23 protein-coding genes are annotated in these 24,571 nt (G+C 64.3%); 8 read left to right on the top strand and 15 right to left on the bottom strand.

Annotated features, from left to right (window positions below; all coding sequences use genetic code 11):
- Window positions 1-18 precede the first annotated feature (18 nt).
- The 9 genes from AC6H34_RS17415 to AC6H34_RS17375 all read right to left on the bottom strand — a co-directional run bounded on the left by AC6H34_RS17415 (window position 19) and on the right by AC6H34_RS17375 (window position 10,680).
- A complete protein-coding gene (locus AC6H34_RS17415; protein WP_448148656.1) occupies window positions 19-1,131 on the bottom strand; it encodes an ABC transporter ATP-binding protein in 1,113 nt (370 codons plus the stop codon).
- Between the two features lie 4 nt (window positions 1,132-1,135).
- Window positions 1,136-2,071, bottom strand: a complete 936-nt coding sequence (locus AC6H34_RS17410; protein WP_448148657.1) for a carbohydrate ABC transporter permease — start codon at window positions 2,069-2,071, stop codon at window positions 1,136-1,138.
- The gene (locus AC6H34_RS17405) at window positions 2,071-3,012 is read right to left on the bottom strand and encodes a carbohydrate ABC transporter permease (RefSeq protein ID WP_448148658.1); all 942 of its coding nucleotides are present in this window, start codon (window positions 3,010-3,012) and stop codon (window positions 2,071-2,073) included. The genes AC6H34_RS17410 and AC6H34_RS17405 overlap by 1 nt, the downstream gene beginning before the upstream one ends.
- A 263-nt stretch (window positions 3,013-3,275) precedes the next feature.
- The gene (locus tag AC6H34_RS17400; RefSeq protein WP_497539557.1) at window positions 3,276-4,541 is read right to left on the bottom strand and encodes an ABC transporter substrate-binding protein; all 1,266 of its coding nucleotides are present in this window, start codon (window positions 4,539-4,541) and stop codon (window positions 3,276-3,278) included.
- Window positions 4,542-4,595: 54 nt separating this feature from the next.
- Entirely contained in the window at window positions 4,596-6,125 is a 1,530-nt protein-coding gene (locus AC6H34_RS17395; protein ID WP_497539556.1) for an aldehyde dehydrogenase family protein, read from the bottom strand.
- A complete protein-coding gene (locus AC6H34_RS17390) occupies window positions 6,122-6,895 on the bottom strand; it encodes an enoyl-CoA hydratase/isomerase family protein (protein WP_497539555.1) in 774 nt (257 codons plus the stop codon). Before AC6H34_RS17390 ends, AC6H34_RS17395 begins: the two co-directional genes overlap by 4 nt.
- 123 nt (window positions 6,896-7,018) lie before the next feature.
- Window positions 7,019-8,611 carry an acyl CoA:acetate/3-ketoacid CoA transferase gene (locus AC6H34_RS17385; protein WP_497539554.1) on the bottom strand — a complete coding sequence of 531 codons (1,593 nt, stop codon included), beginning with the start codon at window positions 8,609-8,611 and terminating at the stop codon, window positions 7,019-7,021.
- 3 nt (window positions 8,612-8,614) lie between these two features.
- A complete protein-coding gene (locus AC6H34_RS17380; RefSeq protein WP_448151324.1) occupies window positions 8,615-9,622 on the bottom strand; it encodes a Gfo/Idh/MocA family protein in 1,008 nt (335 codons plus the stop codon).
- On the bottom strand, window positions 9,622-10,680 hold the full coding sequence (locus AC6H34_RS17375) for a LacI family DNA-binding transcriptional regulator (protein WP_448148662.1): 1,059 nt from the start codon (window positions 10,678-10,680) through the stop codon (window positions 9,622-9,624). Before AC6H34_RS17375 ends, AC6H34_RS17380 begins: the two co-directional genes overlap by 1 nt.
- Before the next feature lie 340 nt (window positions 10,681-11,020).
- On the opposite strand from AC6H34_RS17375, the gene AC6H34_RS17370 reads away from it, so the two are divergent.
- The 6 genes from AC6H34_RS17370 (at window position 11,021) to AC6H34_RS17345 (ending at window position 16,578) form a co-directional block, all read left to right on the top strand.
- A complete protein-coding gene (locus AC6H34_RS17370; RefSeq protein WP_497539553.1) occupies window positions 11,021-12,184 on the top strand; it encodes a dihydrodipicolinate synthase family protein in 1,164 nt (387 codons plus the stop codon).
- Window positions 12,185-12,265: 81 nt separating this feature from the next.
- Complete coding sequence (locus AC6H34_RS17365; protein ID WP_497539552.1) at window positions 12,266-12,838, top strand: Yip1 family protein; 573 nt, start codon at window positions 12,266-12,268, stop codon at window positions 12,836-12,838.
- A 280-nt stretch (window positions 12,839-13,118) separates the two neighbouring features.
- Window positions 13,119-14,072, top strand: a complete 954-nt coding sequence (mbfA, locus tag AC6H34_RS17360; protein WP_497539551.1) for an iron exporter MbfA — start codon at window positions 13,119-13,121, stop codon at window positions 14,070-14,072.
- Window positions 14,073-14,141: 69 nt separating this feature from the next.
- Window positions 14,142-14,858, top strand: a complete 717-nt coding sequence (locus AC6H34_RS17355; protein ID WP_448148665.1) for an aldolase — start codon at window positions 14,142-14,144, stop codon at window positions 14,856-14,858.
- A complete protein-coding gene (locus AC6H34_RS17350; RefSeq protein WP_448148666.1) occupies window positions 14,855-15,067 on the top strand; it encodes a hypothetical protein in 213 nt (70 codons plus the stop codon). Before AC6H34_RS17355 ends, AC6H34_RS17350 begins: the two co-directional genes overlap by 4 nt.
- Window positions 15,040-16,578: an MFS transporter gene (locus AC6H34_RS17345; RefSeq protein WP_497539550.1), complete on the top strand. Its 1,539-nt coding sequence runs from the start codon at window positions 15,040-15,042 to the stop codon at window positions 16,576-16,578. Before AC6H34_RS17350 ends, AC6H34_RS17345 begins: the two co-directional genes overlap by 28 nt.
- 47 nt (window positions 16,579-16,625) lie before the next feature.
- Here the strand turns inward: AC6H34_RS17345 and AC6H34_RS17340 are convergent, their stop codons facing one another.
- Window positions 16,626-16,790 (bottom strand): DUF1127 domain-containing protein, encoded by a 165-nt coding sequence (locus tag AC6H34_RS17340; RefSeq protein ID WP_448148668.1) that lies wholly within the window; start codon window positions 16,788-16,790, stop codon window positions 16,626-16,628.
- A gap of 334 nt (window positions 16,791-17,124) precedes the next feature.
- On the opposite strand from AC6H34_RS17340, the gene AC6H34_RS17335 reads away from it, so the two are divergent.
- Window positions 17,125-17,880 (top strand): ROK family protein, encoded by a 756-nt coding sequence (locus AC6H34_RS17335; RefSeq protein ID WP_497539549.1) that lies wholly within the window; start codon window positions 17,125-17,127, stop codon window positions 17,878-17,880.
- The gene (locus AC6H34_RS17330; RefSeq protein ID WP_497539548.1) at window positions 17,877-20,273 is read left to right on the top strand and encodes a glucan 1,4-alpha-glucosidase; all 2,397 of its coding nucleotides are present in this window, start codon (window positions 17,877-17,879) and stop codon (window positions 20,271-20,273) included. Before AC6H34_RS17335 ends, AC6H34_RS17330 begins: the two co-directional genes overlap by 4 nt.
- 47 nt (window positions 20,274-20,320) lie before the next feature.
- Here the strand turns inward: AC6H34_RS17330 and copD are convergent, their stop codons facing one another.
- From copD to AC6H34_RS17305, 5 genes are all read right to left on the bottom strand, one after another.
- Window positions 20,321-21,205 (bottom strand): copper homeostasis membrane protein CopD, encoded by an 885-nt coding sequence (copD, locus tag AC6H34_RS17325; RefSeq protein WP_497539547.1) that lies wholly within the window; start codon window positions 21,203-21,205, stop codon window positions 20,321-20,323.
- Window positions 21,206-21,339: 134 nt separating this feature from the next.
- Complete coding sequence (locus tag AC6H34_RS17320; protein ID WP_497539546.1) at window positions 21,340-22,128, bottom strand: anti-sigma factor family protein; 789 nt, start codon at window positions 22,126-22,128, stop codon at window positions 21,340-21,342.
- The gene (locus AC6H34_RS17315) at window positions 22,125-22,652 is read right to left on the bottom strand and encodes an RNA polymerase sigma factor (protein WP_497539545.1); all 528 of its coding nucleotides are present in this window, start codon (window positions 22,650-22,652) and stop codon (window positions 22,125-22,127) included. Before AC6H34_RS17315 ends, AC6H34_RS17320 begins: the two co-directional genes overlap by 4 nt.
- A gap of 28 nt (window positions 22,653-22,680) precedes the next feature.
- Window positions 22,681-24,138 (bottom strand): YncE family protein, encoded by a 1,458-nt coding sequence (locus AC6H34_RS17310; protein ID WP_448148674.1) that lies wholly within the window; start codon window positions 24,136-24,138, stop codon window positions 22,681-22,683.
- A gap of 14 nt (window positions 24,139-24,152) precedes the next feature.
- Window positions 24,153-24,554: a DUF305 domain-containing protein gene (locus AC6H34_RS17305; protein WP_448148675.1), complete on the bottom strand. Its 402-nt coding sequence runs from the start codon at window positions 24,552-24,554 to the stop codon at window positions 24,153-24,155.
- Window positions 24,555-24,571 lie beyond the last annotated feature (17 nt).

The following is a 24,571-nucleotide window of genomic DNA, read 5'->3' as shown; positions in this document are numbered from 1 at the left end:
AAGGGGAAGCACTTTTGCTTAGAGCCGCTTGCCGGTGCTCGGGTCGAACACCACGGCCTTGTCGAGGTTGAAGGCGAAGGGAAGTTCCTGGCCCGGCTGCACGACGGCATCGGAGCGCATGCGTGCGGTGACTTCCTTGCCGCCCAGATGCGTGACCACGAAGGTATCGGCACCGGCCGGCTCCACCACATCCACAGTGGCGTTCACCATCTCGATCGAGCGGGCATTGCGGTCGGCCCCGTCGTGATCGGTGATCGCCTCGGGCCGGATGCCGAAGATCACTTCGCGTCCGTCCGAGAGAGGCTGCCCGGTGATGTCGCCCGGAACCGGTAGGGTGATGCCACCGCCGGCCTTGTTGAGGATCTTGAGGACGATCCTGCCGTTCTCCTGCGCCGCCTTGGCCTGGATCAGGTTCATGGCGGGCGAGCCCATGAAATCGGCCACGAACAGGTTGGCCGGCGTGTTATAGATCTCGGCCGGCGTGCCCACCTGCTGCAGTTCGCCATCCTTCAGCACGGCGATCTTGGTGGCGAGCGTCATCGCCTCGATCTGGTCGTGCGTGACATAGACGATGGTCTTGCCGGTGGTCGCATGCAGGCGCTTGATCTCCACGCGCATGTCGACGCGCAGCTTTGCATCGAGGTTCGACAGGGGCTCGTCGAAGAGGAAGAGCTTGGGGTCGCGCACCAGCGCGCGGCCCATGGCGACACGCTGGCGCTGGCCGCCCGAAAGCTGCGAGGGTTTGCGACTGAGGAGATGGCTGATCTGCAGGGTCTTGGCCACCTGCTCGATGGCCTTTTCCCTCTCCGCCTTGGCGACGCCGCGCATCTCCATGCCGAAGGCGATGTTCCCCGCCACAGTCATGTTCGGATAGAGCGCGTAGCTCTGGAACACCATGGCGATATCGCGCTTGGAGGGGTGCAGGTCGTTGATCGGGTTGCCGGCAACACGGATCTGGCCCTCGGAGATGTTTTCCAGGCCAGCGATGGTGTTGAGCAGGGTGGACTTGCCGCAGCCCGAGGGACCGACGAGGACGAGGAAGCCGCCCTGGTCGAGGTCGAGATTGATGCCCTTGAGGATTTCCACGGCGCCGTAGCGCTTCTTGAGATTGTCGATTTCGAGAAATGCCATTGGGTCAGCCTTTCACAGCGCCCGCCATCAGGCCACGCACGAAGTAGCGGCCGGCGACGATGTAGACGAAGAGGGTGGGAAGCGCCGCGATCATCGCAGCCGCCATGTTGACATTGTATTCGACGGCGCCCGTCGTGGTGTTCACCACATTGTTCAGCGCCGCCGTCATCGGCATCACGTCGCCGGTGCCGGCGAAGGAGGAGGCGAAGAGGAAGTCGTTCCAGATGTTGGTGAACTGGTAGATGATCGTCACCACGAAGATTGGGATCGAATTCGGCAGGAGGATGCGGCGGAATATCTGGAAGAAACTCGCCCCATCCACCATGGCTGCCCGCACGAGCTCGTTCGGAAACGCCTCGTAGTAGTTGCGGAAGAACAGGGTGGTGAATCCCAGTCCGTAGACGACGTGCACGAAGACGAGGTTGAAGGTCGAAGAGCCGAAGCCAAAGCTCGTACCGACGATCGACTGCAGAAATCCACCGACGTTGCCGAACTTGCCGAGCACCGTCGCCATCGGCAGCAGCACCGACTGGAAGGGGATGAAACAGGCGAACAGCATCATCGCGAACACGATCTTGTGGCCTCGGAAGCGCCATTTCGTCAGCACGTAGCCATTCAGCGCACCGAGGATGGTGGAGATCGCCACCGCCGGCACCACCATCTTGATCGAGTTCCAGAAGTAGCCCTTGATGCCGGCGCAGGTCAGCCCGACGCAGGTTTCGTTCCACGCCTTGATCCAGGGCTGGACCGTGGGCGCGCTCGGGAGAGCGAGCATGTTGCCGCCCTGGATCTCGTCCATGGTCTTGAACGAGGTCGTCAGCATGACGAAGAGCGGTACGAGATAGACCAGGGCGAAGAACAGCAGCAGGCCATAGATGACGATGCGGCTGACGACACTGGAGCCGACAGGCCCCGAGGCTTCACGGGTTGCGGCGCTCATCATTTCTTCTCCCGCAATTCGGAATAGAGATAGGGCACGATGATCGCGCTGATCGTCGCCAGCATGATCACCGCGCTCGCCGAGCCGATGGCCATCTGGTTTCTCTTGAAGGTGTATTCGTACATGAAGTTGGACGGCAGCCAGGCCGAGCCGCCGGGACCGCCCGAGGTCAGCGCCACCACGAGGTCGTAGGACTTGATGGCCATGTGCGCGAGCACGATGAAGGCGGAGAGGAATACCGGGCGCAGGATCGGAATCACGATGCGCCGATAGACTTGGAAGGTCGAGGCACCGTCGATCTGGGCCGCCTTCAGAATCTCGCCGTCGACGCCGCGCAGGCCTGCCAGGAACATCGCCATCACGAACCCCGATGCCTGCCAGACGCCCGCGATCACCACCGTGTAGATCACGCGGTCCTTGTTCTTGATCCAGTCGAAATGGAAGCTCGTCCAGCCGAGATTGTGCAGCGTCGCCTCCAGCCCCAGGCCGGGATCGAGGAACCACTTCCAGGCCACGCCCGTGACGATGAAGGAGAGCGCCATGGGGTAGAGATAGATTGGGCGCAGGACACCCTCGCCGCGGATGCGCTGGTCGAGAAGGATGGCGATGAAGAGGCCGAGCGCCATGCAGATGCCGACATACAGCACGCCGAAGATCGCCATATTGGTGATCGAGTAGTACCAGCTCGACGGCGGATCGCTCTCGAAGGTCCAGCCCCAGAGACGCTGATAGGCGATGCCACCCGTCAGATCGTAGCTCGGGAAGGTCTTGGAGTTGGTGAAGGACAGGTAGATCGTCCACAGGATGAAGCCGTAGACGAATACCAGGATCGCGGCGAAGCTCGGCGCCAGCACGATCTTCGGAAGGGCGTCCTGCAATTTTTCACGCAGTCCGGGCCTGGGCGGCGCGGATACGTCCGTTGTTGTCGAAGCTAGAGCCATGGAGGTCCCCCGCTGGGTTGTTCTTGTGTTTCTCAGTCCCCGGTCGATCCCGATCGTCATGGGGAGCGGAGCGAGATTGCCATCTCCGCTCCCGATAATGATCCGATCGCCTGGCAGCCGGGCGCCACTCGACGCGCCCGGCTGCCATGGGTCTTGGAGCCCGATCGATAAATCGGCAGAGCCTCGGCTTTGTTACTGCCGGGCTTGTCGCGGCATGACAAAAATCGTGCCTCCTTAGGCTGCTGCCGATCGATCGCGACGTCTTACTTGGCTTCGTCGATGGCCTTGACGAGCTGGGTCACAGCTTCGTCCGAGGTCTTGATCTGGCCGTTGAAGAATTTGTCCACGACATCCTTGTAGGCGGTGGCGACGGCCGGCGGCGCGCCATAGCCCTGGGCGAGCGAGCCGAACAGCGTACCGCCTTCATTGGCCTTCTTCAGATCCGCGATGCCCTTCTTGCCGCAAGCGTCGAAATCGGTGTCCGGCACGTCCGTGCGGGCGGGAACCGAACCCTTGACCACGTTGAAGGACGACTGGAAGGACTTCGACAGCGTCGCCTTGGCGAGAGCGATCTGGGCTTCCTTGCGGTCGGCGGGAACGTCGAACATGCCGAACATGTCGGAATTGTAGACGACGCTGCCGTCGGTGCCGGGGAAGCGCATGCAGATATAGTCGGTGCCCGGCGTCTTGCTGGCAGCCTTGAACTCGCCCTTGGCCCAGTCACCCATCACCTGCACGAGAGCGTCGCCCTTGATCACGAGAGCGGTGGTGAGGTTCCAGTCACGGCCCGAGAAGTTCGGATCGACATAGGCCTTCAGCTTGGCCAGGTTGTCGAAGGCCTTCTTCATGGTGTCGGACTTCAGCGAGGCCTCGTCGAGCTCGTTGAAGGCCTTTTTGTAGAACTCGGGACCGCCCGTGGAGAGCACGACCGAGTCGAACATGGTGGCTTCCTGCCAGTCCTGGCCGCCGAGGGCGAGCGGCGTCACGCCGGCCGCCTTGGCCTTGTCGAGCAGGGCGATGAAGTCGTCGAAGGTCTTGGGCTCGGTGCCGCCGATCTTGTCGAACACGGCCTTGTTGATCCACAGCCAGTTGACCGAGTGGACGTTGACGGGCACGGCAACCCACTTGCCGTCATAGACGGCGAACTTCTGCAGGGGCGCCGGCACCACCTTATCCCAGCCCTCGGACTTGGCAAGGTCGGTAAGGTCCCCCATCTTGCCGGCCTCGGCGTAGTCGAGAACCGTATAGCCCAGCATCTGCGAGGCGGTGGGGTTGTTGCCTGCGGCGACCATGGCCTTCAGGGCGGTCATGGCGGCATCGCCGCCGCCGCCGGCCACCGGAACGTCCTTCCAGGCATAGCCTTCGTCGGCAAGGTCCTTCTTGAGGACGCTGAGGGCCGCAGCTTCACCGCCGGACGTCCACCAGTGCAGCATCTGCACTTCCTTGGTCTGCGCCTGCGCCGCGCCGGCGAAGCCCAGGCTGGCAGCGGCAAGGGCCACGCCAGCGATCAGTTTCATGCGAACGGTCATATATTCCTCCCATGACCTTTGATGCCGGACACGTTCCGGCGACGTCTCATTCGCTTACCGGGGCAGCCACCAGGCCGTCCGGGGTCCGCAATGAAGATGCAGTGTCTTTTCTTCCGTGTAATCGGTTACGGCATTACGGCCAAGCTCCCGCCCGATGCCGGACTGGCGGAATCCCCCGAAAGGCAGTTCGGCCGCCCCGTCCATGAAGGTGTTGGTCCATACCGTCCCAGCCCGCAGGCGCCGGGAGACGCCGACCGCCGTGTCGAAGTCGCGGCTCCACACGCTGGCGGAGAGGCCGTAGTCGACTCCATTGGCGATGCCGACCGCCTCGTCCGCCGTGGCGAAGGTCATCAGCGTCGCCACGGGGCCGAACACTTCGTCGCGGGCGATCGCCATGGACGGCCTTGCGCCGGCGACCACCGTCGCCGCCATGAACTGCCCCCCATCACTGTCGAGCCTGCTGCCGCCGAGCGCGATGTCGGCTCCTTCCGTGCGCGCATTGGCGACATGTCCCTCGACCAGCGCGAGATGCTGCGGCGAAATCAATGCGCCGACCAGCGTCGCGGGATCGAGCGGATCGCCAACGACCACCTGGCTGGATCGCTTGACGAACTCGGCCTGGAAGTCATCGGCGATCTCCCGATGCACCAGCAGGCGGCTGCCGGCGTTGCAGCACTCCCCGGCATTGAAGTAGGAGCCGAAAACCGCCGCGTCGAGCGCCGCGTCCAGATCGGCATCCGGGAAGATAAGCTGCGGATTCTTGCCGCCGAGCTCCATCGACATCTTCTTGAGGCTACCCGAAGCCGCCGCCATCGCTGCCTTGCCGACGCGGGTGGATCCGGTGAAGGAAACCATGTCCACGCGCGTGTCCGTCGTCATTGGAGCACCGATCTCCGGGCCATACCCGGAGAGGATGTTCACCACGCCCTCGGGCAGGCCAGCCTCTGCCAGGAGCCGGCCGAGCAGCAGCGTCGAGCCGGATGTCATCTCGCTGGGCTTGACCACGGCGGTGCAGCCCGCCGCGAGCGCGAAGGGCAGCTTCTGGCTGACGATCAGGAAGGGAAAATTCCAGGGCGTGATGATCGAGACGACGCCGATCGGGTCACGCACCACAAGGCCGAGCTTGTTGGCGCCGATGGTGTTGTAGCTTTCGCCGTGCACGTCCCGCGCGAGGCCTGCCGCGTAGCGCCAGATGTCGATGGCGCCCGCCATCTCCCCACGAGCCTGGCTGATCGGCTTGCCGGACTCGAGCGTGTCAAGAGTCGCGAAGACGTCGAGTTTCTCCTCCACGAGGTCGGCCACCTTGTGCAGGAGACGCGAGCGCTCTGCGCCCGTCATCGTCGGCCAAGGACCGTGGTCGAACGCCTTGCGGGCGGCCGCAAGCGCCCTTTCGAGATCGGCGGCGCCGGCCTCGGCATAGGTCGCCACCCTGACGCCATGACCTGGGCTGAGGCGCTCGATGGTCTTTCCGCTGGCAGAAGCAGAAAAACGTCCGTCGATGAAGAGTTCATGCGTCTGCGGCACGCTGTCCAGCGCGGCGGAGAGGCGAGCCTTGTCGAGGCGTACGGCAATCGTCACGGTCAAAATCCCTTGAATACGGGCGGACGCTTCTCCACGAAGCTGGCGACGCCCTCCTTGAGATCGCTGGTGTAGGAGACCAGCGACCCGGCGAGTATTTCCATCGCCGCCGCGGCATCCTCGCCCTCGGCGGCGTTGATCATCTGCTTTGCAACGATGTTGGCGATCGGCCCGCGGGCGGCGATCCTCTCGCAAAGCGCCCGGGCCTGCTGCAGCCCTTCCCCCCTGGGCGCGATCTCGTCGACGAGGCCCAGTTGCAGGGCGCGTTCGGCCGTGACGATCTCGCCAGCCAAGGCGAGGCGCCGCACGGCGGCAGCACCGAACCGGGTGACGAGACGCTGCGTGCCCGACCATCCCGGCACCATGCCGATGCCGGTTTCGGGCAGTCCGAACTTGGCCTGCTCTTCGGCGATGCGGATGTCGGCCGTGGCGGCGAGTTCGAGACCGCCACCCAGCGTGTGGCCGTTGAGCGCGGCCACCAGCGGCACGCGCAGGCGCGTGAGGCGATCGAAGACCCGATGGCCGTTGCGCACCCAATGCTGGCCCATCTCCAACGGCGAAAGCTTGCCCCAGGCCGCGATGTCGCCGCCGGCACAAAAGCCCTTGCCCTCGCCTGTGAGGATGGCCGCCCGGACCGTGACATTGGCATCGATGGCGTCGACGGCCGCGGCAAGGCCGGCGATCATCGCCTCATCGAGAGCGTTCAGCTTTTCCGGGCGCGCCAGCGTGATGACGGCGACATGGCCGTCGATTTCGAGGCGAACGGGCTCAGACATGGGCGCCTCCCGTGTAAAGGGAGGGAACCTGGAGAGGAAAGCGAGCCGCTGAAGTCCCCCCGCTCCATCCGCCGGGAAAGGAGAGAAGTGAGCGGGCTCGCAAGCCCGTCGAGCGAAGCGCCATCATGCCCGCCCTCCCCCGATATCCAGGCCGATCGGCCCGGGCTGGAACAGGGCGGCATCCATCACCTTGAGGTCGCCGGCGACAAGAAGCGGGAACTCGGCCTGCGCCAGCACGTCGCGCTCGAGATTGACGCCCGGCGCGATCTCGGTAACGAGGATGCCCTTCTCCGTCAGCTTCATGACACAGCGCTCCGAGATGTAGGTGATGTCCTGGCCCTGGGCCACCGCGCGGCTGCCCGAGAAGGAGACGTGCTCCACCTCGTTCACCAGCTTGCGCACCTTGCCCTCCCTGGTGATCGCCAGTGCGCCGTTCTCGATGCCGAGGCCGGCGGCTGCCGTGAAGAAGCCGGAGAAGATGATGCGCTTGGCCCGCGCCGTGATGTCGATGAAGCCCCCGGCTCCCGCCGTAACGTGAGGCCGGACGCCAAGCTTGGAGACGTTCACGCTGCCCTGCCTGTCGATCTGCAGGAAGGACAGGAGCGAAGCATCGAAGCCCGCCCCCTGGAAGTAGGTGAACTGATAGGGCGAGGACATGATCGCCTCGGCATTGGAGGCACAGCCGAACTGGAAATCGAGCAGCGGCACGCCGCCGACGGCGCCCTGTTCGATCACCCAGGTCACGTCGCCATGCCGTCCTTCCTCGATGAGGATGCGCGGCACGTTGGCGGAAATGCCGAAACCGATATTGACCGCATCGCCGTAGCGCAGTTCCTGCGCAACGCGCCGGGCGATCACCTTGGGAACGCCGAATTCCGGTACCTCGAAGCTGGAAAGCGGACGGAATATCTCGCCGGAGATCGCCGGCTCGTAGACCGTGTGGGTCGTCTGCATCTGGTCGGGCGCCACCACGATGGCATCGACGAGCACCCCCGGCACCAGCACCTGCTGCGGTTTGATCGTGCCGCTCTTGGCCAGGCGCTTCACCTGCGCGATGACGATGCCGCCATTGTTGCGCACCGACAGGGCCTGGTCGAGCGGGCCGAGGTACCCGCCCTCATGCTCATAGGAGAGATTGCCGCGCTCATCAGCCGTGGTGGCGCGAATGATCGCGACATCGGGCACGATGGCCTTGAAATAGAGCCAGTCGTCGCCGTCGAAGGCAACGCGGCTCACCACGGGCTCGCCGGCGGCCTTGGCGTTCATGGCGCATCCCTCGCGCGCCGGATCCGCGAAAGTACCCATGCCGATCTTCGTCAGCACGCCGGGACGCTTGGCCGCCGCCTCGCGATGCATGTCGAAGAGGATGCCGGACGGGATGTTGTAGGCGGGAATCTCGTTGGCGGTGATCATTTTCCAGATCGCCGGCGGCTCAGCTGAAGAAGGACCGGACGGATAGGAGCCGGCAAGCACCTTCGCGAGCAGGCCGGGCTTGGCGATATGATCGATGCCCTTGATGCCCCACATGTCGCCCGCTGCGATCGGATGCAGCGTGGTGATGTCGCGCGGCGCGCCAGACGTGTCGAAACGCCGGCCGACGGCGGCAAGAACCGCATCGGGACAGCCGAGTCCCGACGAGGAGGATACCGTGACGACGGCGCCATCCGGGATCAAGTCTGCGGCCTGATCGGCCGTGAGAACCTTGGGGAACGCCATGGTTCAGAGTCCCGTCTCGACGAGAGCCTCGCGGCCCGTTCTCGCCGACCTCAGCGCCGCGAGCGCCAGTGCCATGGAGCGGATGCCGTCCTCGCCCGTGGCCGCGGGCTGCCCCTTGCCGCGCACCGCGTTCTGGAAAGCTGTGACGCTGCGCAGATAGAGGTTCTCGGGGGTGACATCGAGCTTGTGCTCCCCGGAGGCATTGCGCAGAACCACCTCGCCCACGGGTTTCTGGGTCATGCAATTGGTGCCGATGAGCGAACCCTCGGTGCCGTGCACCTCGAAGCCGGTGGTGGCGTACTGGGTCGTGAACGCATCGTGGAACTGCGCCAGCAATCCGCTTTCGAAGCGCACGACGCCCATCACGCCGTCCTCGATGCCTGCGCCGCCCATACCGCCCTGCTGGGTATAGGCGGTGACGGAAACCGGCTCCTCGCCGAGGACGAAGCGCAAGGTATCCGCATCATGCACCGTAATGTCCATGACGACGCCTGAGCCGGCCCTGGCATCCTTGATGCGCCAGCCCTGCAGATGCGGCGGCAGGTAGACGGCGTGGAAGACACGCGCATACAGTGCCTTGCCGACCTTGCCCGATGCCACCGCGTCGCGAAGGGCGCGTATGGTGGCAGCGTTGCGCAGATGATGGTTCGTGCCCATCACCACGCCGGCCGCCTTGCAGGCCGCGACCATCTGGCGGGCGTCGGACAGTTTCAGCGCCAGCGGCTTCTCGCACAGGACGTGGATGCCAGCCTTCGCTGCAGCGAGGGTCTGCGCCTTGTGCTTCTCGTTGGTGGTGGCGATGTAGACGGCATCGATGTCCTTGCCGAGCAGGGTCGACAGGCTCTTGGTCGAATGCGGAATGCCGTTCTGCTTGGCATAGGCCTTGCCGCGCTCGGCATCGGAGGACATCACCGACACGACCTCGCCGCCGGACTCGCGTATCGCGCCGATCATCCACTCGCGAGCAATCGTCGTCGCTCCGACGATCCCCCAGCGCAAACCTCTGGCCATCATGCCGTCTCCTTGAAAGTTTCACGTCGATGGGCGCCGCAGGATTCCCGTACCACCAGGCGCGTCGAGCCCGTGTAGGACATCGCCTCCGGATCGGCCCCATCGATCAGCCCGAGCAGGCTGCGGGCCGCGCGCGTGCCCATGATCCTGGTGTCGGCGTTCACCGTCGTGAGCGGCGGCGCGTTGTGCTCCGCCTCGACGATGTCGTCGAAGCCGATCACCGCAAAGTCGATACCGACACGAATGCCCTTGATGCCAAGCGCGCGGGTGGCGCCCATTGCGACAATGTCGTTGTAGCAGAGGGCCGCCGTGGGCTTCAGCGGACTGGCGAGCGCCGCAGCGATCGCTTCCGCGCCGCCGGCACGAGTGGGCATGCTCTCGAAGATCAGTTCGTCGCGCAGCGGCAGGCCCGCGGCGATCAGGGCGTCGCGATAACCGGAAATGCGTTCGCGCTGCGTCGTCATCGTGCTGTACCCGCCGAAGAAGGCGATGGAGCGGTGACCGAGACTGATGAGATGGGAAACGGCCACGCGGGCGCCGGTACGGTTATCCGGGCCGATATAGGGAAGCGTCGAGCCGTCGACCCGTCGCATGGTGAGCACCATCGGCAGGGAACGGGGCAGAGTTTCCGCCAGGGACCAGACATCCGTGCCGCGCGCCGGGCTCATGATGATGCCGGCGACCCCATGCTCCCGCAGGGACTGCAGCACCCTGGTCTGCCGCCCGACATCCTCATTTGTATTGGCGAGGATCGGCACGAAACCCATGTTCTGGAGACCGTCCTCGATCCCGACGGCAAGCTCGGTGAAGAAGGGATTCATCAGGTCGGAGATGACCATGCCGACGAAGCTGGAACGCGCCGTGCGCAGGCTCGCCGCCGAGCGGTTGTAGACATAGCCGAGTTGGTCGATCGCCCGCATGATGCGTTCGCGCGTGGCGGGTTTGACGAGAGGAGAATCCTTGAGGACAAGCGACACGGTCGACTTCGACACGCCTGCCGCCCTTGCGATGTCAACGATTGTCGTCGCCCGGCCAGCGCCGCGCTTCGCCCCGTCCATTCGCGCTCTCTCCTGTTCGGCCTTCTTCCCTCGGGCCGACGGCGCTATTTTTGGAACGTTCTGATTTCAATGTCAACTATCCCAAAGAATTATAGATATATCATTGTTTTTTCTGATAAAAATTGAGAAAGATCGAAAACTCCTTGACTTTGGAACGTTCTAATTGTCTTGTGCGGCTACCCTGCATTGCGCCTAGCGCGCCATCCGAACGAATGGTATCGGAGGGTGCAAGAGGCTTCTGTCCGGCTGCATTTCTTCGATACGAGCGGCAAACCGCGTCGGCTCGGAAAAAGCGCCGGCGACCAAGAAGCAGGAATGGGAGACGATCGAGGAGAGTGCGATGAACGCGCTGGTTCTGCCTACGCTGGACGGTGGATTGGAGCCTTACGAACACGGCCCGGCCTCGCCCTATTCCCTGCTTCATTCCGGCGAATTTCCCCGCACGCTCTATGCCGCGGCGCACGTGGTGGCCGATCCCAGGAGCCTTACCGATCCCTGGCGCAAGCCTGCCATCGACTGGGATGCGACCCTCCGTTTCCGCCACCATCTGTGGGGGCTCGGCTTCAAGATCGCGGAGGCGATGGACACCTCCCAGCGCGGCCTCGGGCTGGACTGGCCGGGCGCGGCCGAACTGATCGAGCGCTCTCTCGCGGAGGCTCGCACGGTGGAGGGCGCGGATCTGGCCTGCGGTGCCGGTACGGATCAGCTCGAGCCGGACGCAGCCGGCACGCTGGACGACGTCATCAAGGCCTATGAAGAACAGATCGCTCATGTGGAGAAGCACGGAGGGCGCATCATTCTCATGGCCAGCCGCGCGCTTTGTCGCGTGGCGGGCGGAGCGGAAGACTATCTGTCCGTCTATGGCCGGCTGATCGAGCAGACAAAGGACAAGGTGATCCTGCATTGGCTCGGGGAAGCCTTCGATCCGGCGCTGGAGGGGTACTGGGGCTCCAAGAGCTTCGAACCCGCCATGCAGACGGTCCTCCAGCTCATCCGCAGCCATGCTTCCAAGATCGACGGCATCAAGATCTCGCTTCTCGATGCCCAGAAGGAGATCACCATGCGGCGCCTCCTGCCGGAGGGCGTGGTGATGTATACCGGCGACGATTTCAACTATGCCGAGTTGATCCAGGGTGACAGCCTCGGCTTCTCCCATGGACTGCTCGGCATCTTCGATCCGATCGCCCCCGCGGCGGCCGCCGCCATGGATCGCCTCATGGCCGGCAATGCGGAGGGGTTCCGCGCGATACTCGACCCCACCGTCGCCTTGTCGCGCCGCCTTTTCGAGGCTCCTACCCAGTTCTACAAGAGCGGCGTGGTTTTCATGGCCTGGCTCAACGGCTTCCAGGATCATTTTCGCATGGTGGGTGGCGCCGAGTCGGCTCGCGGCATCGCCCACTACGCCGATATCTTCCGCCTCGCAGACAAGGCGCAGTTGCTGGTCGACCCCGATCGAGCCGCGCACCGCATGCGGCTGCTCTGCCAGCTCAACGGCATTGGATAATCGCCGGCTGGCTGCCTAATGCCGTACAAGCGGAAACGCTCTGTGGTATTTTGAGGCCGTTGCAGGAGTCGGGAGGTCGTCATGGACGTGGTTGCACGGGCTAGAAACCTCCTACTGGCTCCGAAGATGGAATGGCCGGTCATCGCGGCGGAAGCGACGAGCGTCGAAACGATCTATCGCGGCTATGTCGCCTGGCTTGCCGCGATCGGGCCTGTCGCGACCTTCTTCGGCACCTCCCTCGTGGGGTTCGGCGGCGTCCGGATCGGCCTTTTCAGCGGCCTGCTATTCGCGATCCTGAGTTATGCGGCCTCGCTGGTGATCGTCTATGTCGTGGCGCTCGTGGTGAACCGCCTCGCGCCGAGCTTCGATGGTACCTCGGACTTCCTCAATGCGTTCAAGCTGGTCGCCTACTCGATGACGGCCGCCTGGCTGGCGGGAATCTTCGCCGTCATTCCGCCTCTGGCGATCTTCGGCCTACTCGGCCTTTACAGCATCTACCTGCTCTTTACGGGCGTGCCGGTCCTGATGCGTGCTCCACAGGACAAGGCCCTGATCTACACCATCGCCATCATCCTGATCGGCATCGTCATCAATTTCGTGGTCAGCGCCATCCTGTCGCGCCTTTTCAGCGCCCCCTACCTGCCCGCGGCCTGAGTCCATGTCTTGATCGAACCGCGGTGTCATTCCGGCGGCAGTGGGGAGCCGGAGTGCGGTCCTGCGATTCTATTCGAGCGCGAAAATGCGCGGGCAACCGGTGACCTGGCGGCATCGCCTCAAATCGCAAACAAGCGTTGCAGGAACCCCATTGAGAGGGTCGCGCACGCTCGAACGCGCCTTGTGCCGAGGCCCCGGAGAAGGTGCTCGACTCCCCGCTACAAGCAGGCTATGGATATACACAACTTAGAATTATTCTAATTAAAAACTGTGTATCCCCATGAAACGCTTCGCCGACCTGAATGAGGCCGAAATCCTCGCGCTCGCCATCTCCAACGAGGAGGAGGACGCACGCATCTACCTGCAGTTCGCCAACCGCATGCGCACGGACTTTCCGGCGTCGGCCAAGATCTTCGAAACGATGGCGGAAGAGGAACACGGTCACCGCCATCGCCTTGCCGAACTCTATGCCAAGAAATTCGGAGAGACCCTGCCCTACATCACCCGCCAGGACGTGAGCGGTTTTCTCAGGCGCAATCCGATCTGGCTGCTCGACAATCTGCGAATCGACGCAGTGCGCGATCAGGCCGAGACGATGGAACTCGAAGCGGCGAAGTACTATGCCAGGGCGGCAGAACAGGCCCGCGACCTCGAAATCCGCGCCCTTCTGGCCGACCTTGCCGAGGAAGAGAAGCGCCACGAAAACCTGGCAAGCAAGCTCGAAGCAGACCTGCCCCAGGACCAGAAGCTGACCGAGGAGGAGACGGCACGCAAGCTCTTCGTCCTCCAGATCGTGCAGCCGGCGCTGGCCGGCCTGATCGACGGCTCGATCTCCACCCTCGCCCCCATCTTCGCCGCCGCCTTCGCCACGGAGAAATCCTGGGACGCCTTCCTGGTCGGCCTCGCCGCCTCGATCGGCGCCGGTATCAGCATGGGCCTCACCGAGGCGCTTTCCGACGACGGCGAGATCACGGGCCGGGGCCTGCCCTGGGTGCGCGGAGCTGCCTGCGGCATCATGACTGCGGTGGGCGGGCTCGGTCACACCCTGCCCTATCTCATTCCCGATTTCTGGCTTGCAACCGGCGTCGCCGCCTGCGTCGTCGTGCTCGAACTGATCGCCATTTCCTGGATCCGGACCCGCTACATGCAAACCCCGTTCACCTCGGCCATCGTCCAGGTCGTGCTGGGCGGCATCCTCGTGCTCTTTACCGGCATCCTGATCGGAAGCCAGTAAAGGCAGGCCTTGTCCTTTGGGACGGCCGCCGATAGGCTCGCGGCCTCCTCCCGAACCGGACCGACCGAAATGCCCGACATCGATGTCTTTCGCCGCGAACTCGCAGCCGCCTTCCGCCTCGCCGCCAAGTACGACTACAACGAGGGCATCTGCAATCATTTCTCGGTGCAGGTGCCGGGCGAGCAGGAGCGCTACCTCTTCAACCCTTACGGCGTGCACTGGTCCGAGATGAGCCCCTCCGATCTGTTGCTTGTCGACGGTTCGGGCGCGATTCTCGAGGGAGAGGGTGAACTCGAAGCGACGGCGCGGAACATCCATATCGCCGGCCACCGCGCCAATCCGCGACATCTGTGCCTGCTGCATACGCATATGCCGTGGGCCACCAGCCTCACCATGGTAGAGGGCGGCCGGCTCGAGATGGCGCACCAGACGGCGGCGCGCTTCTATGGCCGCACGGCCTATAACGACGAATTCGGCGGCTTCGCCTCTGGCAGCCAGGAGGGCGAGCGAATCGCCTCCACGGCGAAGTCCGACCAGAAGGCCGATATCGTCTTCCTCGCCCATCACGGCGTCATCGTCGGCGGCCCCTCGGTCGCCACCGCCTTCGACGATCTCTATTACCTGGATCGCGCCTGCCGCCAGCAGGTTCTGGCGATGTCCACCGGCAAGCCGCTGAAGCTGATCCCCCAGCAGGTCGTGGAGAGCACCGCTCGCGAATGGATGGCCGTGCTCGATCATCAGGCCAAGCTCCATTTCGACGCGCTCATGCGGATCAACGGCCTGTGACGCTGCGATGGGAGAAGATCCGCCAGGGCGAGGCTGCCGAATTGTGGAAACTCGACAAGCCCAACCCTGACGGCCGCGGCGTAAGCACCTTCTATCGCGGCAGACGCTTCGAGCGGAAAGGCACGGAGCGGGTCAAGCTCGACGAGGAGGCGAAGTTTATGGACCTCGACGAAGCCCTGGCTTGGTTCGAGCGCCACGAGAGCGCCTGACGCCGCATCGCCCCACGATCATGCCCGATGTTCCCCCGCCCCGGTTCAGCCGTATCGCCGTCCTGGCTGCAGCCGTCCTGGCATCCTCGCTCGGCTTCATCGACGGGACAGTGCTGCCGGTGGCGATCCCGGCTATCCGGACCAGCCTCGGTGCGGACTTCGGCGAGACGCAATGGTTCGTCAATGCCTATATGCTGCTGCTGTCGGCGCTGATCCTGGTGGGCGGGGCTGCCGGCGATCTCTTTGGGCAGCGGGAGACCTTCGCTGTTGGGATCGGAGCCTTCTGCCTTGCTTCCATCGGCTGCGCGCTCGCTGACTCTCCCACTTCGCTCATCGCATGGCGGGCCGTCCAGGGAGCCGGCGCCGCCTTCATGATTCCCGGTAGCCTTGCCCTCATTGCCCGGACCTATGACGCGCAGGAGCGGGGGCGGGCGATCGGCATCTGGTCCATGGCCTCGGGCATAGCCTCCGCCTTCGGGCCGATTCTCGGTGGTTTCCTGATCGAAAAAGGAGGTGCCGAGGCCTGGCGCTGGATCTTCTGGCTCAACCTGCCGGTGGGGTTGGCAGCCCTCGCGCTGCTTTTCCTGTGCATCCCCCGCAGTGCCGCGGGGCAAGGCGGAGGCCTCGATCTCATCGGTGCCCTGTTGGTGACGATCGGCCTCGGCGCCCTCGCGCTGGGCTTGACCTACGCCGGGGAGGCCCAGCCTGGTCTCTTGCGCATGCTGGTTGCCCTGCTCGTCGGCGTCACGGCACTGATATTGTTCTGGATCTGGGAGGGTCGAGCGAGAGCGCCGATGCTGCCGCGCTTCCTGTTCTCGCTTCCCGTCTTCAATGGCGCCAATCTCCTTACCTTCTTTCTCTATTTCTCCCTGGCCGGCGCGCTGTTCTTCCTGCCCACCACGCTGATCGAAGCCTTTCGGCTGCCGGAAGCCTATGCCGGCTCGGTATTTCTGCCCTTCACCGCAGCGATGTCGGTCATGGGCGCCTATGCCGGCGGACTGACGGACAGGATCGGTCCCCGCCTGCCGTTGACCGCGGGCGCTGCCGTCACCGGCCTGTCATTCGCCGCACTCGGCATCGCGGCGGTCCTCCAGGCATTCTGGCTGGGCATCCTGCCGGCGATGGCATTGATGGGAATCGGCATGGGCCTGGTGATTTCCCCGCTCACCACCACGGTCATGACCGCAACCGACGACGCGCTCGCAGGCACGGCCTCCGGCGTCAACAACGGGGTCTCCCGCATTGCGGGTCTGTTCGCCGTGGCCAGCCTGGGCGTGGTGGCATCGTTCGTCTATCGGCACGCCATCGATCCTTCCCTCGTGCCGGGGGGGTACGGCGAACCGATGGCACTTGGAAACATGGAGGCCGAGGTCATGCGCGCCTCGGCGCTGACTTCTGCCTTTCTCGCGGTTGCGGCGGCAGCGGCTCTCCTGAGCTTTCTCAGTGCCTTCATAGCGTGGCGGAGATTGCCCGCAATGATTCCCAAGGGGAATAAAAGAAAAGGCCGCTGAGGTTTCCCCCAACGGCCATGCTTTATGATGCTCCTGAGAGCGAATTCTTAGCGAGCAGCGCCACGAGCAATTTCTTCGATGCGGCCGCGGAAAATACCGAGGTCCGACAGCTCACGGTCATCGAGGGCCGAAAGAGCCTGCAGCGTGCGACGATAGTTGCGATAAGCGGCAACGCGCGAAGTGATAGCGGAGATAAAGCCGAAGAGAACCATAACTTTTACTTTCCAAGTCCGATTGATTTGTTGGGAGGGTTTATACCTCAAGCGCGAACCGAACGGTAAAAAATCGTATGCATAAGCGCGTATGCCGGCTATGCGGCGCCTGCATGGATTTCGTGCATGCCGCTTAATAAAAGGGCAACAATCCGCCTCAATTGAGTGCAGACACTATGGTTAACAACCATAGGTTACGGCAGGGGCGCCGTGCGCGCCGCGGTCCGCCGAATTCAGGTAGGGCCTTGCTCTTCAACACAAGTCAGCCACAATTGGACAGTCCCATCGTCACAGAACTGTTACGTAGTGGAAGTGCAGACAAGGGAGTGCGGAGTTGGCGAGCGCGAATACGGATATTCTGGCCATCGACATAGGGGGCACCGGCCTCAAGGCCGCGATCATCGATGCCTCCGGCAAGATGAAGGGTGACCGCGTGCGGGTGCCCACCCCCCATCCCTGCCCTCCTGATCTCCTGGTGGACACGCTCGCCCAGCTGGTAGCCCCGCTGCCCGCCTACAGCCGCGTTTCGGTGGGGTTCCCCGGCGTGGTACGCCATGGCAAGATCCTCACCGCCCCCCATCTCAGCCCCGAAGGCTGGGACGAATTCCCCCTGGGTGCGAGCCTATCGGCCAAGCTGGGAAAGCCGGTAAGGGTGATCAACGATGCCGAAGTGCAAGGTCTTGGCCTGATCAAGGGCAAGGGAATCGAACTCGCCCTGACGCTCGGCACGGGCGCCGGCACGGCGGTTTTCCGCGATGGAGAACTGATGCCGCATATGGAGCTGGCGCACCACCCCGTCACCAAGAACAAGACCTATGACGATTATATCGGCGAGGCGGCGCGCGCGAAGATCGGCAACAAGCGCTGGAACAAGAGGGTGAGTTTCATAACCGACATCCTCTTCACCCTTTTCCACTTCGATCACCTCTATCTCGGCGGCGGCAACACCAAGCATCTCAAGGCTGACTTTCCCCCGAACATAACCGTCGGCTCCAATGACGCCGGCCTCGACGGCGGCGCGGCCCTGTGGCGGCTGAAGAACTTCTGGTCGTCCGAGGAGGCACCGCCGCGCCCGGGAGCCAAGGCATGAGCGCGGGCGACGTGCCGCCCGGCGCTCCGGGCCTCGCTCCTCGCTGGACCTCTGCGGCCAAGAGCGGCATCGGCACCGCGGGTTCCTCGGCCAGCCGGCTCTGGTTCGCCCTCAGTCATGGCATTCTGAACGAGGTCTACTATCCCCGCATCGATCGCGCCTGTACGCGTGACTGCGGCTTTCTCGTCACCGCTCAGGACTATTTTTCCGAAGAGAAGCGCGACGCCGTCTCCGATATTCGTACGGAAATGGACGGCGTGCCCGTTTTCCGGCTGGCCAACACCGCACGCGACGGCCGCTATCGTATTTCCAAGACCATCCTGGCCGATCCCTTCCGCGACAGCGTCCTGCAGGATATCCGTTTCGAAGCCCTGCAAGGTGAGCAGGCGGACTATCAACTTCATGTCCTGCTCGCCCCCCACATCTTCAACCAGGGCACGCACAACAACGCCTGGGTCGACGACTACAAGGGCTATGGCCTGCTGTTCGCCAGCGGCACCAACAAGGTTTCCCTCGCGCTCGCCGCCTCCGTGCCATGGAGCGGGCGTTCGGCCGGCTTCGTCGGCACTTCCGACGGCTGGCAGACCTTGCATCGCGGCCATGGCCTGATCGCGGATTGGCAGCGAGCGGAAGACGGCAATGTCGCGCTGGCCGGCACGCTCGATCTTTCGGAAAGCGAGGGCCATGCCCTCATGACGCTCGGCTTCGGCCTCGGGCCGGAGGAGGCAGCGCTCAACGCCATCGCCAGCCTGCAGCAGGGCGTCGAGCCCGCGCGCAGTCGCACTCGCGAGATCTGGCAGGGCTGGCAGGCGGAACTGGAGGCGCTCGAGGCCCAGGGTCTCTCCCAGGCCACTAGCTATCGCACCTCGACAGCCGTACTCGCAACTCATCGCACCGGCGCATTCACGGGAGGCGCCATCGCCAGCCTGTCGACGCCCTGGGGCTTTAACAAGGGCGACAACGACCTCGGTGGCTACCACCTCGTGTGGCCGCGAGACCTTGTCGAGACGGCCGGAGGCTTCCTGGCGGCAGGTAGCCCTGCGGATGCGCGAGGCATCCTCGACTATCTCGCCGCCATCCAGGAGGATGACGGACACTGGTCGCAGAACAACTGGATCGACGGGCATCCCTATTGGGACGGTATCCAGATGGACGAGACCGCCTTCCCCATCCTGCTCTACGACATGCTCGAGCGAAACGGCTGCATCAGCGAGCGCGACCGCGTCCGCTTCCAGCCCATGCTGGAGAGGGCCGCGAGCTTCGTGCTGCGCAATGGCCCCGTCACCGATGAAGATCGCTGGGAGGAGGATGCCGGCTACTCGCCTTTCACCCTGGCGGTGGAAATCGCGGCGCTTCTCGCGGGCGCCGATGCAATGGACGTGGCCGGCAAGCCTTCGGCCGCCAGCTTCCTGCGCGAGACCGCCGATGGCTGGTACAGCGAGATCGACGACTGGACGTTCGCCACCGGCTCGGAACTCTCGCAGAAGCTGGGCATCGAGGGCTATTATGTCCGCATCGGCCCTGGCGATGTCGAGGACAGCGCAGGGCTCAGCGCCAATGTGCCGATCAAGAACCGTTCCGCGCAGGAAGCCGTCCTCAGCGCCAAGATGCTGCTGAGCCCCGATGCGCTCGCGCTGGTGCGCTTCGGTCTGCGCGAGGCGAACGACCCGCGCATGGTTGCAACCGTGAAGGCGATCGATGATCAGCTCAGGCGCGAATTGCCGAACGGACCCTACTGGTACCGCTACAATAATGACGGCTATGGCGAGCATGAGGACGGCTCGGCTTTCGATGGAACTGGCGTGGGCCGGCTCTGGCCGCTCCTGACCGGCGAGCGCGCCCATTATGAGCTGGCGGCCGGACGGCCGGACGAGGCCAAACGGCTGTTGAGGGCGCTCGAACTTTCCGCCGGCCCCGGCGGCATGCTGCCTGAGCAGATCTGGGACAGCGAGGACCAGCCCGAGGATGAACTCTTCCTCGGCAAGCCCTCGGGTAGCGCCATGCCGCTGGTCTGGGCGCATGGCGAGCACATCAAGCTGCTGCGTTCGCTGCGCGACGGCAAGGTGTTCGATACGCCGCCCCAGACCTTCGAGCGCTACTGCAGGCAGAAGGTCGAAAGCAACAGGCGCTTCTGGCGGCTGAACCATCAGCGCCGGACCATCACGCCCGGGCAGGTGCTGCGGATCGAACTGATGGACCTGTCCTCCGTCCGCTGGAGCTTCGACGGCTGGGCCAGCACCGGCGAGAATCGTACCTCCGATCCGGGTCTTGCCCTGCACTATGTCGACCTTCCGACCGCCGACCTGCCGGCCGGCACCGCGATCCGTTTCCGGCTGGCCGGTATCGGCGAACCTTGGCCCGATACCGATTTCGTCGTGACCGTGAAGGGATGAAATCCGCCTGAATCGACACCGGCGGCCTGGTCAAGGGGCCGCCGGTGCTAAACCGGCTCCAGCAGGCCGAACACCGCCACCAAGGCAAGAATCCCTGCCCCCAACAGGATCTCGACCAGGGTGCCGCGCGCTATCTTCCGCAGCGCTGCCTCCTCATCGCCGCCGATGCGCGGAGTGAATACATAGCGGTTGACGAGTGCCGTCGCCGCCATCATGCCGACCAGCGCAATCTTGGCCGCAAGCAGGCATTGGTAGAGCGAGCTCCAATCGAGAGGCCATTGTCCGAGGATCAGCCAGACATTCACCGCCCCGCTTGCCAGCACCCCGGCCACGGCGAAATGGCCCCAGCGGGAGAAATGCTTCAGGGCGTTCATTGCTTCAGTCCGCAAAGCCTTGTCCTTCAGCGCTCCCAGGGTGACCAGCAAAGGCGGCAGCGAGCCGAGCCAAAGTCCTGCGGCGAGGACATGGACCGCATGGTTCGCAACGTGAAGCCACCCGGTGAGGCCTTCCTGCATAACGGCGTGGCCGGTCAAGGCGAGACTGGCGATGAGCAGCGTCGCGACCACCAGCGGTCCGGCTGGTCGCGCCGGCCTGAAGAAGAGCCAGATCAGCAGCAGCCCGGCCAGATTGATCCGCACGAGCCAGACCAGGCCGATATTCGGAATGACGAGCAAGGCCGTCAGCGTCGTGCCGTCGAGCGCGCTGTTCCAATCCCCCTCTATCGTGGCAGCCAGCAGCGGCAACGACACGGCGACCGTGAGGACAACGAGGATGGCGGCAGGCAGAACCAGCAGCCGCAGCCGCCCGGCCACGAGCGTGCCGAGCCGGTCGCGCGCAAAGAAAGTACGGAATGCGAGCGTGCCGAACAGGAACACGAGAGCCGCGTAGAGCCCGAACCTGGCGGCGGCTGAGGCCCATTCGAAACCGCTCACGGCTCGACCGCAAGGGCGCGGATGCCCCTGCCCGCAATATGACGGGCGCCACGCCCCTGCGGACGCCGTCCTGCTCTCGGCATCGGACTCCTCGGCCATTTCATTGCCGCAATTCTCCTGGAGACATGAACCCGTCAGATCGCCGCGTTGATCTGGCGGCGAACCTCATCCGCCAGCGGATGCAGGAAAGCCGGCGGTTCCGGCCCAACCAGGCTGTAGCCGAGCCCGTCCTTGGACCAGGCGACGCCCCCGGTTCCGCCAAGGTCATGCTCGGACATCGCAGCATTCTTGTCGACCTCCATCGGCCGCACCAGCATGGCGAGGCGGGTGCCGCGATCATCGTCATAGAAGAACAGCCCGGCAGGACCGTGCGCAGTCGCCACGAGGCGCCCTCCCATGAAACGATAGCCGGAGGTGCCGAGATCCGGTACGGCGATGGAGCGCCGCAGGCGGTTGGAAACCCATTTGACCAATTCATCCCGCGCATCGGCCTTGAGCTCCACCGGGCGCACATGGTCCGCGCCGTAGACGGCGTAATTGTCCGCGGCCTCGCGCGCGAGCGCAGCGATGCCGCCGCTTTCGGAGGGTGCGGCGCCGTGCAGGAACCAGCCGGAACCTCCACCGACGAGCAGCAAGGCAAGTCCGGCCGCCATCGACCGCCAGCCTGCGAAGAACGATCGGCGCCGTGCTCCGGCCTGCACCTCGATCATGCGCTGGAGATCGAGCCTTGACGGCACGGGCTCCTCCGCGATCGGCCGCAGGACCTGCCGCAGTTCGTCGCGCTGCGAAAGATAGTCGGCTATACGCTCCGCCTCCTCGGGATGGCGGATGAGATAGTCTTCCACGCGGGCGTGGGCGGCCTCATCGAGCACTCCATCGATAAAGGCCTGGAGTTCGTCTTCCGTCGGGCGCTCGCTATTCATTTCGACCTCCGGAAGGCAGTTGGATCAAGGCGGACGACGTTGCCGCCGTTCATCGCCTCGCGCAGTTTTTCGCGGGCGCGCGCCAGCCGGGACATGACCGTACCCATGGGAATGTCGAGAATGCGGGCCACCTCGGCATAGCTGAGCTCCTCGACCGAAACCAGCAGAAGTACGCTGCGCTGCTCCTCCGGCAAGGTGGCGAGCGCCTTGATGATGTCGCGCTGCAAGAGCGGTGCTTCCTGTGTGGGCGGATGTGCCAGCGTGACCTCGTCGGCAGAATCGATGCTGTCGTGGCGGCCGCGCCGGGCCGCCTGCCTCATCTGGTTGACCGCCAGATTGTGCAGGATGGAGAAGAGCCAGCTGCGTACGTCACCATCCTGCCGGCGTTGTTCCCAATGGGCGACGGCCCGTTCGAGGCAGTCCTGCACGAGATCGTCGGCTGCCGTGAGATCGCGCATCAGTGCCCGCGCATAGCGGCGCAGGGCCGGGATTAGCGGCTCGACCAGACGCTTCATTTCGTCCATGGGCGTATTCCGATCGAGCCGCATCACGCTAGTCCGCCTGAACCTGGACCGGCGTGCCGGTCCTCGCATCATTGCCCGCCAGGATCACCAGATAGCGCCGCGGCGTCTTGTCCTCGCCCTGCACGATCTGGCGGATCGGCCCCACGGCGTTCACGATAGCAGCCCCGGCCGGATTGGTCATGAAACTCGCCAGCGGCTGGACGTTGCCCGTGCCGTCGGCCTTGTCGGCCAGGGCGAGCACATAGGACTGCTTCGGCTCGAGGCCGGTAACGGAGGCCTGCAGCACCTGCGCGAGGCCTTGGTCGAACAGCGACACGCTGGTGGGAGCGCTCGCCTTGCCACCCTTGACGGCATTGAGCTGGAGATGCGCGGTCTGGCCGGCAATGCCGAGCGGCTGGAGGTTCTGCCTGCCATCGCCCTCGGGCACGGCATCCGGCACATAGTTTACCGCCTGGGGCGCCTGGCCGATCGGGATGGTGGCGATCACCTTGTTGGTGGCGGTATCGATGGCGGCGAGCGCGTCGGCATTCTCCAGGCCGACATAGACGCGCGTGCCGTCGCCGGAGGGCCAGACGCCGTGCGGCAGCTTGCCGACGGGGATGGTTGCCACCAGGTTGAAATCGGTGGTGTCGAACACCTTCACCTCATTGCGGCCGCCGATCGAGACATAGGCGAAGCTGCCCTTGGGCGTGCGGATGAGATTGACGTGGTTGGTGATCGGGCCGGTGTCGATCGATTTCAGCACGTTGAAGGGCGGCCGGGCGTTGAACACCATGGTCTTGCCGACATCCTTCAGCGTGAACCAGACCTGCTCGCCATCGGCGGACGCGGCGATGTTCGGGCAGAACGGGCTGTCCTGCTTAACCTTTCCGACGATCTGGTGATCGGCGACGGAAACCACGTCGGTCTCCGGATTGAAGGAGGAGCAGACGTAGCCGTATTTGCCGTCGGGCGAGAAGATCGTCATGCCCGGCCCGGCCGGGAGCTTGATCCGCGCCTTCTCCTCATAGGTCTGGCCGTCGATCACAGAGACATAGTCCTCGCCCCGCACTGTGACCCAGACTTCCTTGCCGTCCGGCGTGAAGAAGGCCTCATGCGGCGCCCGGCCGACATAGGTGGTGTGCTTCACCGTGTTGGTGGCGGTATCGATGAAGGTCACGGAATTGGTGCCGATGGACACCACCGCCAGCGTGTGGTGATCCGGCGAGAAGCCCATGCCATGCACCAGGACCTGCCCGCGATAGAGCGGACTGAGATTGCCCGGCTGGGGATCGCCGAGGCGGATGACGCCGAGAAGCTTGTTGTCGGCCGGATCGGTCACCGAGACCGTGTTGGAGAACTGCTCGGCGGCATAGACGCGATCGCGATGGCTGACGGGAACGTCCGGGGCAGAAGCCGCGCCGGGCGCCTGGCCGGCGTAGGCGGCATGGAGGCCGCCCAGGGCGGTGGTGGCCAGAAAGGCGAGGATGAACAATGACTTCTTCAACGGGGTAGCTCCTGTCAGTGCTGGTGGGGCGTCGATTGGTCGGGAGAGGATTGGGAGGGCGGCAAGGGTGCGCCGATCGCCAGTTGCATGGCCGCGATCTCCTGCTGCTGTTCCACGATGATTTCCTGTGCGATGCGCCGAAGCTGCTCGTTCGTGCCGTAGCGCAGTTCCGCCTGGGCCATGTCGATGGCCCCCTGGTGGTGCGGCACCATCATCGCCACGAAATCGCGGTCGACATCGCCGGTCGGCTTGGCGGCCATCCCGGTCATCATCCTGGCCATGGCGGCATCGTTGGCATCGAGGAAGGGCTTTTCCTCCGTCCCGGCCTGGAGGGCGGAGACAAGGCCAAGGAAGAATGCAGCGGCGGCGAGGCCGGCCGACAGGCGGCGCCGCGGCGAGGAAAGGATTCTGATCATGTGAACTCCTAGGCGAA

This window comes from Labrys sp. ALF-8 (genome assembly GCF_059699065.1).
This window is presented reverse-complemented; position numbering and strand designations above follow the sequence as displayed.

Bases quoted from the DNA above. Each gene is read 5' to 3' on its own strand.
- AC6H34_RS17415 (WP_448148656.1), bottom strand. From the start codon at position 1,131: ATGGCATTTCTCGAAATCGACAATCTCAAGAAGCGCTACGGCGCCGTG.
- AC6H34_RS17410 (WP_448148657.1), bottom strand. From the start codon at position 2,071: ATGAGCGCCGCAACCCGTGAAGCCTCGGGGCCTGTCGGCTCCAGTGTC.
- AC6H34_RS17405 (WP_448148658.1), bottom strand. From the start codon at position 3,012: ATGGCTCTAGCTTCGACAACAACGGACGTATCCGCGCCGCCCAGGCCC.
- AC6H34_RS17400 (WP_497539557.1), bottom strand. From the start codon at position 4,541: ATGACCGTTCGCATGAAACTGATCGCTGGCGTGGCCCTTGCCGCTGCC.
- AC6H34_RS17390 (WP_497539555.1), bottom strand. From the start codon at position 6,895: ATGTCTGAGCCCGTTCGCCTCGAAATCGACGGCCATGTCGCCGTCATC.
- AC6H34_RS17385 (WP_497539554.1), bottom strand. From the start codon at position 8,611: ATGGCGTTCCCCAAGGTTCTCACGGCCGATCAGGCCGCAGACTTGATC.
- AC6H34_RS17380 (WP_448151324.1), bottom strand. From the start codon at position 9,622: ATGGCCAGAGGTTTGCGCTGGGGGATCGTCGGAGCGACGACGATTGCT.
- AC6H34_RS17375 (WP_448148662.1), bottom strand. From the start codon at position 10,680: ATGGACGGGGCGAAGCGCGGCGCTGGCCGGGCGACGACAATCGTTGAC.
- AC6H34_RS17370 (WP_497539553.1), top strand. From the start codon at position 11,021: ATGAACGCGCTGGTTCTGCCTACGCTGGACGGTGGATTGGAGCCTTAC.
- AC6H34_RS17365 (WP_497539552.1), top strand. From the start codon at position 12,266: ATGGACGTGGTTGCACGGGCTAGAAACCTCCTACTGGCTCCGAAGATG.
- mbfA (WP_497539551.1), top strand. From the start codon at position 13,119: ATGAAACGCTTCGCCGACCTGAATGAGGCCGAAATCCTCGCGCTCGCC.
- AC6H34_RS17355 (WP_448148665.1), top strand. From the start codon at position 14,142: ATGCCCGACATCGATGTCTTTCGCCGCGAACTCGCAGCCGCCTTCCGC.
- AC6H34_RS17340 (WP_448148668.1), bottom strand. From the start codon at position 16,790: ATGGTTCTCTTCGGCTTTATCTCCGCTATCACTTCGCGCGTTGCCGCT.
- AC6H34_RS17330 (WP_497539548.1), top strand. From the start codon at position 17,877: ATGAGCGCGGGCGACGTGCCGCCCGGCGCTCCGGGCCTCGCTCCTCGC.
- AC6H34_RS17320 (WP_497539546.1), bottom strand. From the start codon at position 22,128: ATGAATAGCGAGCGCCCGACGGAAGACGAACTCCAGGCCTTTATCGAT.
- AC6H34_RS17315 (WP_497539545.1), bottom strand. From the start codon at position 22,652: ATGGACGAAATGAAGCGTCTGGTCGAGCCGCTAATCCCGGCCCTGCGC.
- AC6H34_RS17305 (WP_448148675.1), bottom strand. From the start codon at position 24,554: ATGATCAGAATCCTTTCCTCGCCGCGGCGCCGCCTGTCGGCCGGCCTC.